7 protein-coding genes and 1 tRNA gene are annotated in these 12,554 nt (G+C 66.0%); 5 read left to right on the forward strand and 3 right to left on the reverse strand.

The annotated features are described in order from the left end of the window. Positions 1 to 87 precede the first annotated feature (87 nt). The 3 genes from ileS to ispH all read left to right on the forward strand — a co-directional run bounded on the left by ileS (position 88) and on the right by ispH (position 4,576). The gene (gene ileS / locus ACKN61_RS09610) at positions 88 to 2,946 is read left to right on the forward strand and encodes an isoleucine--tRNA ligase (protein WP_408953786.1); all 2,859 of its coding nucleotides are present in this window, start codon (positions 88 to 90) and stop codon (positions 2,944 to 2,946) included. An 86-nt stretch (positions 2,947 to 3,032) separates the two neighbouring features. After that, a complete protein-coding gene (lspA, locus tag ACKN61_RS09615) occupies positions 3,033 to 3,530 on the forward strand; it encodes a signal peptidase II (RefSeq protein WP_408953284.1) in 498 nt (165 codons plus the stop codon). A gap of 95 nt (positions 3,531 to 3,625) precedes the next feature. After that, positions 3,626 to 4,576, forward strand: a complete 951-nt coding sequence (ispH, locus tag ACKN61_RS09620; RefSeq protein ID WP_408953285.1) for a 4-hydroxy-3-methylbut-2-enyl diphosphate reductase — start codon at positions 3,626 to 3,628, stop codon at positions 4,574 to 4,576. A 42-nt stretch (positions 4,577 to 4,618) separates the two neighbouring features. Here the strand turns inward: ispH and ACKN61_RS09625 are convergent, their stop codons facing one another. Continuing rightward, the gene (locus ACKN61_RS09625) at positions 4,619 to 5,866 is read right to left on the reverse strand and encodes a cation:proton antiporter (protein WP_408953286.1); all 1,248 of its coding nucleotides are present in this window, start codon (positions 5,864 to 5,866) and stop codon (positions 4,619 to 4,621) included. 363 nt (positions 5,867 to 6,229) lie between these two features. Continuing rightward, a tRNA-Thr gene (locus ACKN61_RS09630) sits at positions 6,230 to 6,305 on the reverse strand. A gap of 229 nt (positions 6,306 to 6,534) precedes the next feature. On the opposite strand from ACKN61_RS09630, the gene ACKN61_RS09635 reads away from it, so the two are divergent. Further along, positions 6,535 to 7,197 carry a hypothetical protein gene (locus ACKN61_RS09635; protein WP_408953287.1) on the forward strand — a complete coding sequence of 221 codons (663 nt, stop codon included), beginning with the start codon at positions 6,535 to 6,537 and terminating at the stop codon, positions 7,195 to 7,197. 105 nt (positions 7,198 to 7,302) lie between these two features. Here ACKN61_RS09635 and ACKN61_RS09640 read toward each other — a convergent pair whose 3' ends face one another. Further along, a complete protein-coding gene (locus ACKN61_RS09640) occupies positions 7,303 to 11,661 on the reverse strand; it encodes an Ig-like domain-containing protein (protein WP_408953288.1) in 4,359 nt (1,452 codons plus the stop codon). Positions 11,662 to 12,178: 517 nt separating this feature from the next. On the opposite strand from ACKN61_RS09640, the gene ACKN61_RS09645 reads away from it, so the two are divergent. Further along, the gene (locus ACKN61_RS09645) at positions 12,179 to 12,472 is read left to right on the forward strand and encodes a hypothetical protein (RefSeq protein WP_144436382.1); all 294 of its coding nucleotides are present in this window, start codon (positions 12,179 to 12,181) and stop codon (positions 12,470 to 12,472) included. Positions 12,473 to 12,554: the final 82 nt, after the last annotated feature.

The following is a 12,554-nucleotide window of genomic DNA, read 5'->3' on the forward strand; positions in this document are numbered from 1 at the left end:
GCTGCTGTGACCGCCAAAGACCCGAGCCAATCCGCTCCCGCCAATCCCTACAAGAGCACCTTGTTGCTGCCGGCGACCGATTTTCCGATGCGCGGCGACCTGCCCAAGCGCGAACCGGAAACCCTGGCGCGCTGGGAAAGCGAAGGCTTGTACGGGCGAATTCGCGAGAAGGTGAAGGACCGCGAGCGCAGCTTCGTGCTGCACGACGGCCCGCCTTATGCGAACGGCGAGATCCACATCGGTCACGCGGTCAACAAGGTGCTCAAGGACGTGGTGGTGAAGTCCAAGCTGCTGTCCGGCTTCGACGCGCCCTACGTGCCGGGCTGGGACTGCCACGGCCTGCCGATCGAGCACAAGGTCGAGAAGGAATTCGGCAAGGTCGGCGACAAGCTCGACGCCGCGGAATTCCGCGCCAAGTGCCGCGAGTACGCCGCCACCCAGATCGATCTGCAACGCCGCGGCTTCAAGCGCCTGGGCGTGATCGGCGATTGGGACAACCCCTACCGCACCATGGATTTCCGCTACGAGGCGGACATCATCCGTTCGCTCGCCAAGATCGTCGAGCGCGGTCATCTGGTGCGCGGCTCCAAGCCGGTGCACTGGTGCTTCGACTGCGGCTCGGCCCTGGCCGAGGCCGAGATCGAGTACCAGGACAAGGAATCGACCCAGATCTACGTGCGTTATCCGGTGATCGAGCGCAAGAAGGTGTTCGACACCTTCGGCATCGAGGACGACGGCGCGCCGCTGTCGGTGCCGATCTGGACGACCACGCCGTGGACGCTGCCGGCCAGCCTGGCGGTGTCGATGGGGCCGCAGGTCGAGTATTCGCTGGTGCGGGTCGAGCCCAGCGAAGCATCGCTGTTCAAGGAGCCGGGCCAGCGCCCGGAATACCTGTTGGTCGCCAGCGAACTGATCGGCGGCGTGCTCGCCGCGATCACCGCCGCCGATGCGCTCAAGCAAGGGCATAGCGTGGAAAGCCGCGACTGGTCCTCGCACAAGGGCGAGGCCTTCGAAGGTCTGCGTTTGCAGCACCCGTTCTACAACGACCGCGAAATCCCGGTGTTGCTCGGCGACCACGTCACCGTCGAGGCCGGTACCGGTGCGGTGCACACCGCGCCCGGCCACGGCCAGGAGGACTACGCGGTTTCGCTGAAGTACGGCCTGATCGAGCGCTACAGCGCCGCGCAGATCAATCCGGTCGACGCGCGCGGCCGTTACCTGCCGTCGACGCCGCCGGCGGGCGCGCACGAATTGGCCGGGCAGCACATCTTCAAGATCGACGCGCTCCTGCTGGAGGTGCTGCGCGAGCGCGGCGCCTTGCTCGCGACCGGCCGTCTCAAGCACAGCTATCCGCATTGCTGGCGTCACAAGACGCCGGTGGTGTTCCGCGCCACGCCGCAGTGGTTCATCTCGATGGAGCAGGCCGGCCTGCGCCGCGATGCGCTGGCCGCGATCGGCGGCGTGTCCTGGGTGCCGGGCTGGGGCGAGGCGCGCATCTACAACATGATCGAGGCGCGTCCGGACTGGACCATCTCGCGCCAGCGTTACTGGGGCGTGCCGATCGCGCTGTTCTTCAGCCGCGAAACCGGCGAGCCGCATCCGCGTACGGTCGAGGTGATGCATCAGGTCGCCGACCGGGTCGAGCGCGAAGGCGTCGACGCCTGGTATTCGATGACCGCCGAAGAACTGCTCGGCGACGAGGCCGAGGGCTACGAGAAGGTCAACGACATTCTCGACGTCTGGTTCGACTCCGGCACCAGCCACGAATGCGTGCTCGCACAACGGCCGCAGGACGGGCTGCGCAAGCCGGCCGATCTGTATCTGGAAGGTTCCGACCAGCACCGCGGCTGGTTCCACAGCGCGCTGCTCAGCGGCGTGGCGATGGACGCGGCGGCGCCGTACCGGCAGGTGTTGACGCACGGTTTCACCGTCGACGCCGAAGGCAAGAAGATGTCGAAGTCGATGCAGAACGCGCTCGCGCCTGAAAAGGTCACCGACGCGATGGGCGCCGACGTGTTGCGCCTGTGGGTGGCCTCGACCGATTTCCGCAACGAGATGACGGTATCCGACGCCATCCTCAAGCAGAACGGCGACGTCTACCGGCGCATCCGCAATACCGCGCGCTTCCTGCTCGGCAACCTGGCCGGCTTCGACCCCGGTCAGCATCTGGTCGGGTTGGCCGACATGGTCGCTCTGGATCGCTGGATCGTGCATCGCGCCGCCGAACTGCAGGACCGCATCGCCTCGGCTTATGAGCGCTACGACTTTGCCGAGATCGTGCAGCTGCTATCGAACTTCTGCAGCGTCGACCTGGGCTCGTTGTACCTCGACGTGACCAAGGATCGCCTGTACACGATGCAGGAGGATTCGCGCGGCCGCCGTTCGGCGCAGAGCGCGATGTACCGCATCTCCGAAGCCTTCGTGCGCTGGATCGCGCCGATCCTGGCGTTCACCGCCGACGAGATGTGGCGGCACCTGCCGGTACAGACCGAACGCGGCGCACGCGAAGACAACGTCTTGTTCACCACCTGGTACGACGGCCTGGCCCTGTTGCCGGCCGACGCCGCCTTGTCGAACGAAGAGTTCGAGCGCTTGCTCGCGCTGCGCGACAGCGTCGCCAAGACCCTGGAACCGATGCGTGCCGCCGGCCAGATCGGCGCCGCGCTCGAGGCCGAGATCTCGCTGCGCTGTGGCGTGTCCGACCAGAACTGGCTGGCGCCGCTGGCCGAGGAACTGCGCTTCCTGTTCATCAGCGGCGATGTCGAAGTGGTCGCCGACGACGGCATCAAGGACATCGCGGTGCTCGCGGTACCGACCGCCAAGAGCAAGTGCGTGCGCTGCTGGCATTACCGCGCCGACGTCGGCGCCGTCGCCGAGCATCCCGAGCTTTGCGGCCGCTGCGTCGACAACGTGGCGGGCGAGGGCGAGGACCGCCACTGGTTCTGACCGCAACACGGCCGCGCGCGGCGAGGCATCGCGCGCGGCCGCTTCAATCCACCGGTTTCGCACCGATCCCGTAGAACCGAAGGCTTATGACCGATACCCCCCGCAAGAACGCATTGCCCTGGCTGATCGTCTCGATCGTCGTGATCGTGCTCGACCAGCTCAGCAAGGCCTGGGTGCTGAGTTCCTTGCCCGAGTACACCGCGGTGCCGGTCATCGACGGTTTCTGGAACTGGTACCGCAGTTACAACACCGGTGCGGCCTTCAGCTTCCTCAGCGACGCCGGCGGCTGGCAGAAGTATTTCTTCGCGATTCTCGCCGTCGGCATCAGCGGCCTGCTCGCGTATTGGTTGTCGCGCGCGGCGCGCGGCGACTGGAAGACCGCGCTGCCGTACGCCCTGGTGATCGGCGGGGCGATCGGCAATGTGATCGACCGCATGCTGCACGGCCATGTCGTCGACTTCATCCAGTGGTACTGGCGCGACTATCACTGGCCCTCGTTCAACATCGCCGACTCGGCCATCGTCGCCGGCGCGATCGGGATCGCGATCTATGGCTTGTTCAGCAAACCCGAGGCCGAGAAGTGAGCGAGCGGGGGTGAAAAGCGAGCCGGACCGCCGGTTTTTCGCTCGCTGATCGCTCCTCTCCGCTCACTCCTGACCGCCAGGAGTACAATGCCCCCATGGACGTCATCCTCGCCAACCCCCGTGGCTTCTGCGCCGGCGTCGACCGCGCGATCGAGATCGTCAAGCGCGCCATCGAGACGCTCGGCGCGCCGATCTACGTGCGCCACGAAGTCGTGCACAACCGCTTCGTCGTCGACGACCTCAAACACCGCGGCGCGGTCTTCGTCGAAGAACTCGACGAAGTGCCCGACGGCGCGACGGTGATCTTCAGCGCCCACGGCGTGTCCAAGGCCGTGCGCGAGGAAGCCGATCGCCGCGGCCTGAAGGTCTTCGATGCGACCTGTCCGCTGGTGACCAAGGTCCACCTCGAAGTCTCGCGCCACTGCCGCGCCGGCCGCGACGTGATCCTGATCGGCCACGAAGGCCATCCGGAAGTCGAAGGCACGATGGGCCAGTGGCGGCGCGAAGCCGGTTCCGGCCGGATCTATCTGGTCGAGGACATCGACGACGTCGCCGCGCTCGAAGTCGAGCAACCCGAAAACCTGGCCTACACCACCCAGACCACCTTGTCGGTCGACGACACCCGCGCGGTCATCGAGGCCATGCGTGCGAAGTACCCGGCGATTCAGGGCCCGCGTCACGACGACATCTGCTACGCCACCCAGAACCGCCAGGACGCCGTGCGCGCGCTGGCCGCGCGTTGCGACCTGGTGCTGGTGGTCGGCTCGCCGAACAGCTCCAACTCCAACCGCCTGCGCGAGCTGTCCGAGCGCGAGGGCGTCGAGGCTCATTTGATCGACGGCGCCGTGGAGATCGACCCGAACTGGGTGCGCGGCCGCAAGCACATCGGCATCACCGCTGGCGCTTCGGCTCCCGAGGTGCTGGTGCGCGGCGTGATCGAACGCCTGCGCGAACTCGGCGCCGAGCGCGTCAACGAGCTGGAAGGCGAGCCCGAGAACATGGTCTTCGCCCTGCCCAAGGAACTGCGCCTGCAATTGGTGAGTTGAGGGCTCGGCCCGGTCGCTCGAGCGCTTGCTTCAGCCGCTCGCTCAGACGTATTCGCGATCGGCATCCGGAGCAGCGCTGCGACGCCCCACGATCGAACGGAACAGCGGGCCGGTCAATACGGTCGACAGCACCGCCAGCATGACCAACGCGGCGTAGGCGGGTTCCGACAGCAGGCCTTTGTCGCGCAGCACGGTTGCCGCGACGATCTCCATCAATCCTTTGCATTGCAGCAGCGCGCCGATCGCCAGCGCGTCGCGGCGTGAGAACGTCGCCGACGGCGGGCAGATCAGCAAGGCCGCGAGCTTCGCTGCGATCGACAGGGCCAGCAGGGCCACGGTGGCCTGCAGCGAACTCCAGCCGAGCGCGTCGCCGTCGATGCCCAGGCCGCTGTGGCCGAAGAACAGCGGCGCCAGGCCGACCAGGGCGAACTGGCCGATCCGCTCGACCGGCAAGCGCCGGATCCAGCTCGGCGCCATGATCGCGCCGCCGAAGTAGGCCCCGAGCAGCGCGTGCAGCCCCAGTTGCGAACTGGCCCATGAGCAGGCGCCGAGGTACAGCGGCATGGCGAGCCAGATCGCGGTTTTCGGTGGCACCCAGGCCTTGCGTTCGGCCAGCGCGGCGGCCGCGGCGAGAACCAGCGGCACCACGACCGCCAGCGCGTCCAGCCCCGACCAGCCGGCGAAACCGGCACCGCCGTCGGCGATCAACAGCAACGCCGCCAGGCCGACCCACAGCACCGCGTCGTCGACGACTGCGATGCCGACCGCCACCTGGGTCAATGCGCGGTGCTCGGCCTTGAGTTCCCGCACAATGCCGATCAGGACCGGCAAGGCGCTGACCGCGACGCAAAGCCCGATCGCGACCGCGCCGAGCCAGTCCTGGCCCCGTGGCGCCGCCCAGCCGGCCAGGCCGGTGAAATAAGCGTGGGCGGCGACCGTGCCGGCCAGGAACGGCAGCGCCAGCGCCAGCGCGGCACTGAGCACGAAACGGGGCAGGGACGAGCCGAGCGCACGCGCGGCCGCCGGCGAGGGCGTGGCCGGATCTCCGCCGTGGCGGGTCTCCAGGCCGGCGGTAAAGGCCAGCGCCAGCACCCCGACCCAGCTGAACCGGTCGCCGATGGCCGAGGGCACGCCGACCTGTGCCGGCAGGCCGCCCATCGCCGCCAGCCCGACGCCGATCGCGATCGGCACCACCGCCAGCGGTATCGAGCGGCCCAACAGGCGCCAGATGCCCCAGGACAACAGGATGAAGATCGACGAATCGACGAGCGCGGCGAGGACGGGTTGCATGGCGCGGATGATAACGACGCCGCGGAATGTGCAGCATGCGCGGCTTCCAGCCAGGGACGCAGCAGGCACGTATGTTTCACAAAAAAGCCCCGCTTTCGGCGGGGCTTTGAAGTATTTCCGGAAGGCTGCCGGCCGTTGGATCGTTGGCCGGGCGGTTGGCTTGCCTTACCTTGCAAGCAACGGAGAGCCCGGTTTGGGACGCATCGGGTGCTGTCGAAGACGACTGGAATGAGCGGCGACTTCCTGATTTGGCAGCGTGCGTTACAAAAAAAGCCCCGCTTTCGGCGGGGCTTTGAAGTGCTTCCGGAAGGCTGCCGGCCGTTGGATCGTTGGCCGGGCGGTTGGCTTGCCTTCGGGGTTACTTGGTGCCGGAAATAGGAATCGAACCTACGACCTACGCATTACGAATGCGCCGCTCTACCAACTGAGCTATTCCGGCGAAGAGGGCAATTCTAGGCGGCGACGGTCGGCGCGGTCAATCGACCGTACCAGGACGGTCTCAGTACCGGCCAAAACCAGGCCTGAAGGCTGCGGTATCAAGGCCTTCACGGGGGCGGGATCAGCGCGTTCGTAATGACGGCCCTCGGCCGGCGCGGCGTTGGCGGGCGGACCGCAGGGACGGCGACGGAGCGGGGAGATTTCGCCATTTCGACACGAGGAATACCGTCATGAGCAATTACTGGCCCGAGCAGAACTTCGACACCGGCAAATTCCATCTGCAGTTGCACCCCTATCTGGCTGCTCCCGAGAACGTGTTCGCACCCGGGGCTGCGTTGCAGTACGGCGGCGACTTCAAGGCGCGTTTCGCACGCGCTGCGCCGCAGAACAGCGAGATCGGGCTGATCCAGCTGATCTTCCCGCAGACGGCGGTGTTTCCGCATACCCAGATCCGTCAGTGGAACGTCGACAAGCGCGACCCCACTGTGGGGCAGCAACCGATGCGCAATTGCTTGTACAGCGAGCCCGGCGTCTTCATAGGCGCGCATTCGCAGTACTACGCCGGTCAGCCGACCCGCCATCTGTCGCCGACCGAATGCTGGCTGATCGATACGCCGCGCGAGTTCAACAACCGCTTCGTCAATGGCCGCTTCGAGGGCGACACCACCACCAAGTTCGCCAATTACGTGGTCGACATGCCCAGCGGCAAGGTGTTCGACCAGGGCATGGTGTGGGGTTATCACGTGGTCCAGAACGCCAAGAAGCTCAACGAATTCGAGCCGGTGGTGGTCGCGCCGAAGGAATCGCGTCTGCGCGAGAACAACGAGCACCTCGATGCCATCGCGCGTTTTTTGCGCATCACCCGGGATCAGGTCAAGAGCTATATCGCCTAGCGTTGAGGGCTCGCGAATTGCGCAACGGCATCGTTCGACGGCGCAAAAAACAAAGCCCCGCCGGAGCGGGGCTTTGTGCGGTTCCTTGCGAATGCACCGCTCGCCTTACTGCGGTGCCTGCTCGACCACCACCTGCATCTGCGCACTCGTCGCGTGCCCATTGGTGATCGTCACCAAGTAGTCGCCGCTGGCGGTCAGGTAGTTCAGATGGAAGGTCGCGGCCTCGTTGGCGTTGCCGCTCGACACCACCGGTCCGCCGGTCGGCGTCTGGACGCCATAGCCGACGACGCTTCCCATGGGAGCAGTCGATTGGCCGGCGACTTTCAGCAGCAGCTTTTGTCCCGCGACCACAGGCAGGGTCATTCGCATGACTTGGCCGTGGCGTGGAATCGTCACGGTCTGCGGCTGGTCGAGGCTCAAGGTTCCGGAGAGTTCGCGACTGAGGGTCGCGGTGGTGCTGAAGGGGCTGTAGCGGTCGGGGTCCTGCCAGTACGGCTCCAGGGCGACCAGATAACGGCCGGCCGCGAGATCCTTCAGACGCATGCTGCAGGGACCTTGCATGACGCAGTAACCCTCGCGCGTGGGGCCGTCGGCCAGCGGAACCACGAAGATCCTGTAGTCGCCCGAAGAGCCGTCGAGCTGGAACTCGCTCAAACCCAGGTCGAGGTACTCGCCCTGCGCTGCATCGAAGGTGAAATACAGGGACTGACCGTGAAGCTGAGTGGCGAAGTTGACCGGATCGCCATCGGCGTGGATATGGCCGCTTTCTCCGAGCACGAGTTCGATCTTGCCGCTCAACTGCATCGCCTTGGATGGATCGACGAACAGCATGTACTCGCCGGTCAGCGCAAGCGCGTCCAGGTTGAAGGTGTAACCCTTTTGCGACCTGCCGGTGCGCTGGCTGCCATCGGGCAGATACAAGGTGTAATCGACATCCCCGAACGCCGGTACGGTCGCGACATTGGAGATCGTCAGTGCCAGGTTTTGACCCGCCACCGCATTGAAACGGTAGCGGCCATTGAGGCCCGGGCGGTTCAAGGAAATCGTGGTCGGGGCGTTCGCGCCCACGCTGCCTTCCAGGTCTGAACTCAGTGTCGCGAGCAGCGAGCGGGCCGGCGGCGGTGGGGCGCTATCGGAAATCCTGACCGTGTAGATGCCCGCATCCAGGTTCTTGAAGTTCATGCTGCAGCCCGGCGGTGCGCACGACTGCGAATGCAGTTGAGTGCCATCCGGTCGGTAAGCCTTGAGCAAGGCCGCAGCCGAAGTCGCACCGCTCAATTCCGAAATGCCGAGGCCCAGGTTGGCGCCTTGTTGCGCTTCGAAACTCAGATGGATTTCCTGGCCCGCGGCCTGGGTGGACATCGGCAAGGAATCGCCGTCGACCGTCAACACACCGGCCTTGGGCGTGTGCAGGATCAGTTGTGCGCTGGAGGTTTCGCCTTCGGTGGGGTCGATTCTGATCGTATAGGCGCCTGCGGCGAGACCCGGCAGAAAGAGCGATTGGTCGGCATTGACCGAGCGGTGCAGGATCAGGCTGCTATCGGGCTTGTAGATGCTGTAGGCGACGCTGCGGCCGGCCGGCTGGGTCGCGTGTTGGTAGACGCCCAAGGCGACGTCCTGTGCCTGGGTCAGGTTGAAGCTAAGCAGGGCATCCTGACCCGGGCGGGCGATAGCCAAGGCGAACGGGGTTTCCGCGACCAACGACCCGGTGAGCTGGGTGCTGGCGGTCGCGCGCAGGCTCAGTTTCTGCTGGCCCAGCGGTTCGACGACGATGCTGTAGTTGCCGCTTGCGAGATTCGTCAGGTTGAGGTCGCAACCGCCCAGCGAGAGGCTGCACTCTTCCGTATGCACGCTGGCGCCGCCGCTGGACAGGACGTTGACCTTGACGCGGCCATTCCCGGGGTCCGGGGCCGACAGTTCGCTGAGGCCGAGGCCGATATTGCCGGTCTGCGGGTTCGACAAGCGGAAGTAGAAATTCTGTCCGGCGTTCTGTGCCGCAGCGTCGATGCTGCTGCCGTCGAGCGCAAGGCTTTCATCGACGCCGTTCGCCAGCCACAGGTCCATCGACACGGTGGCGCCGAGTTCGGTGTCGATCAGCACCGAATAGCGTCCGGTCGCCGACAGGCTGGGCAGATTGAGGGTGGCTGCCGGCGAGCGCGAGCTGCTGGTTTTCAAGGTGGTTCCGTCGGGCCGGTACACGGTGATCGCGACCGCCCGGTTGGCCGGGGCACTGAGCAATTGCGAATATGCCAGTGCCACGGTTTGCCCGGCGCTGGCATCGAACCACAGGCGCCCATTCTGGCCACGGCGATCCAACGCAAACGGCGTCGGGGTCGAAGGCACGGGACCTGTTTTGTCGTTGCTCAAGGTCGCGGTGGCCGAGATCCGGGCCGTGGCCGAATACGAGCCGAGTCGGATGTTGTGCATGCCGGCCGCCAGGCCACTGAGATTGAAGTCGCAACCGCCGTTGGCGACGAAACAGTTGCCCAGCGTGCTTTGGCTGCCATCGGGCTTGGTCAGCACTGCGATCGCCGGGTCGCCCGCTGGCGCACCGGTAAGGGCCAGGTTGCTGAAGCCCAAGCCCAGCTTGGTCCCCGCGGCGACGTAGAAATCGACGGCAGCCGATTTGCCTTCGGTCGGCGAGGCCAGATCCACCGAATCGCCATCGGCGACCAGTACGTCGCTGAAGCCCTGGGTCAGGGTGATCTGAGTATTCGCGGTTTCGCCATAGAGCGGATCGACCAGGACGGCGTAGCGTCCGGTGCTCGGCAGCACGAGGTTGATCGAGGCGGTCGCCGCGGAAATCACGCTGGTCTTGATGGCCGTGCCGGCCGGGTTGTAGACGACGTAGCTGATGTCGCGACCGGCCGGCAGCGTGGCTTGCCCGGCGATGCGCAGGCTGACTTGCTGATTGGCGCTGCCGTTGAACAGCGGGCGGCCGTTCTGGCCGCGATAGCTCAGGCTCAGCGGATAGGCGACGCCGGGCTGAAGCAGCGTTCCCGCGTCGCGACTCAGCGTGGCCTTGAACTTGATCGTTGCGGTACCCGACGTCGGACGCGCGCTCAATACATAGCTGCCCGTGCTGAGTTTGGCCAGGTTGAGCGCGCATCCCGCGTATTGAGCCGTGCAGTTGGTGCTGACCACGGTGCTGCCGCTGCGGGTGACTTTCACGGTCGCCGAGGTGCCTGCGCTCAAGTTCAGCTCGCTGACGCCCAGGCCGTAGTCGCCGGTTTGCGAGATCGTGAACGGCACGGTGATCTCTTGCCCCGGCGTCTGCGACTCGACGTCCACTGGGTTGCCGTCGGGTGCGAGCGTGCCGCTGACCGATGCCGTCGTCGAAGCGGCCGCCATGCGCGGTGCGGTCGCGACCGATGCTGCGGGTTGCGGCGATGGGCGCGGGCCGGCAGTCCCGGTTTCGAAATCGATCAGCGTCGTCGCCAGGGATTTGCCGTTGCGCGCGTGCACGCCGTCGACCAACAGCGAATACGCTGCGTTGGGTTGCATCGGTTGCCGCGGCGTCACGAACAGCAAGCGGCCGGCCTCGGCCGGAGTGACCTGGACGGCGGCGAAACCGCGCGGGCCGAGCAGGGTGACGCTGGCGGCGTTCAATTCCGCCACGCGCAAGGGTTGGTCGAAGCGCAGCGACAGTCGCGAGTCCGGCGCAACACCCTGAGCCAGGTCCTGCGGGAAAGCCGCCATCAACTTGGGAGCCTGGCCGTTGTCGGTGGCCTGGGCAGAAGCTACGCCGGCGGCCTCGAAACTCTGCCGGGCCGGGTCGTAGCGTTGATCCTGTGCGATAGGGCGGCCTTGGCCGTCGACGCCGCCGGAAAGGCGCACCCGGCCGTCGTTCTCGATCCGGCTGCGATGGCCGATGCGCGACGGAGTCGAGAGCCCCTTCGGCACCGATACCGAAGCGCTGCGTTCGTCCCACAGCTCGGCCTGGGCGATGCCGACGCTGCCCGGGGTCCAACCGCCGGTGAGCAGCAGGCGGCCGTCGCTGAGTACGGTCGCGGCATGGCCGGCACGCGGCAACAGCTTGAGCGGGCCGCTGCTGCTCAAGCTGCGCGATGCGGTGTCGAACCACAGACCGCCTTGATGCACATGACCCTTGCCGTCGACGCCGCCCCAGATCAATACGCGTCCGCTCGGCAGCAGGCTCAGGCTGGCCCAGCGGCGCGGCGAGGAAAGCGGCCAGCGACGCAGGGTTGCGCCGCCTTCGCGGTCCTCCATCAAGACCAATGCGGTGCCGCTACGCTCAAGCACCAGCCAGCGGCCGTCCGGCAGTTGCGCGCGGCCTTCGCGCGCATCGGCCGCCAGGCGGTGAACGAGCGTTTGCGGCAGCGGCTCCGAAGCGGCGCCGGCGCTGCTCGACAGCAGTGCCGCCGATCCCATCGTCAGGGTCAGGGCCAAGGCCGCTGCGCTCCAACGCCAATTCCTGCGAACTTCCTGTTGCTTGGGCCTCATGGCGGGTTCCTTGTGTAGAGACGTTTCGATAGAGGCGGACAGCCACCTTGGCGATGACGCACGCGCGAACCGAGACGGAACACGGTCGGTCCGAATGCGTGCGTGTCGTGGGTGCTCTCCCCAGAGCGGCCCCGGAGAAAACGGGCCTGAAGTCATGACGGATGGATGGCGGCCGGCATGCGTTCGGATGCCAAGCGGAACTCGCTGTGCACCGATCGATCGACGGTCGCGCCGCTATTAAACCCGAAGCCCGAACGCGGCGGTAGGCGGGGCAATGTGCCTGGTCCTGGCGCCGGTGTTCAGTTTGGATGAGCTGCGTCGCAACGCCTGAGACCTTGTCTTGTCAAGCTGCAGGGCAGCACGGAGTCCTGCGTTTCTGTCATCAACTTGCATAGAACTTGAATCCAAGATCAGCAACCCGCGGCGCTTCTGCAAATCGCTAATTCCTTCTTCACCTTTTTTTATCGGGCCGATCGACACCATGCGCCGGCTTGCAGCACAAACAGCAAAGGCACTGATGAAAATGCGCGTAGACGTATTCGTGGTGGGTGAGGACGAGGGTTATGTGGTCGCACCTGCCGATAGCTGGTTGCCGCTGGACGAAATGAAGGCCCTCGGCGCTTTGCGCTTCGGTTGGACCATCGACACTTCGATGGCGATGCCGAAGCTGGACTGGCATACGATCGCCAAGGACATCGATGCGCGCGGCTACAGCATCGTCGCCTCGCACGACGTCGGCGGCCTGCTGGCCATCCCGCAGCAGAATCTGCGCGCGATCTATCCCGAACACCACCCGCCCTTCGCGGCCTGAGCTCTCGGCGCCGCGGGGCCGCTTGCGGGCGGCCTTCGGGGGCGTTCGGCGAAGCGACCGCTGGCTCGATCGATTCAGGTGG

The sequence above is a fragment of the Lysobacter sp. Hz25 genome (genome assembly GCF_046097045.1).
Lineage (GTDB): Bacteria > Pseudomonadota > Gammaproteobacteria > Xanthomonadales > Xanthomonadaceae > Lysobacter > Lysobacter antibioticus_B.

Bases quoted from the DNA above. Each gene is read 5' to 3' on its own strand.
- ACKN61_RS09625 (WP_408953286.1), bottom strand. From the start codon at position 5,866: ATGCAACCCGTCCTCGCCGCGCTCGTCGATTCGTCGATCTTCATCCTG.
- ACKN61_RS09635 (WP_408953287.1), top strand. From the start codon at position 6,535: ATGAGCAATTACTGGCCCGAGCAGAACTTCGACACCGGCAAATTCCAT.
- ispH (WP_408953285.1), top strand. From the start codon at position 3,626: ATGGACGTCATCCTCGCCAACCCCCGTGGCTTCTGCGCCGGCGTCGAC.
- lspA (WP_408953284.1), top strand. From the start codon at position 3,033: ATGACCGATACCCCCCGCAAGAACGCATTGCCCTGGCTGATCGTCTCG.
- ACKN61_RS09640 (WP_408953288.1), bottom strand. From the start codon at position 11,661: ATGAGGCCCAAGCAACAGGAAGTTCGCAGGAATTGGCGTTGGAGCGCA.
- ACKN61_RS09645 (WP_144436382.1), top strand. From the start codon at position 12,179: ATGAAAATGCGCGTAGACGTATTCGTGGTGGGTGAGGACGAGGGTTAT.
- ileS (WP_408953786.1), top strand. From the start codon at position 88: ATGCGCGGCGACCTGCCCAAGCGCGAACCGGAAACCCTGGCGCGCTGG.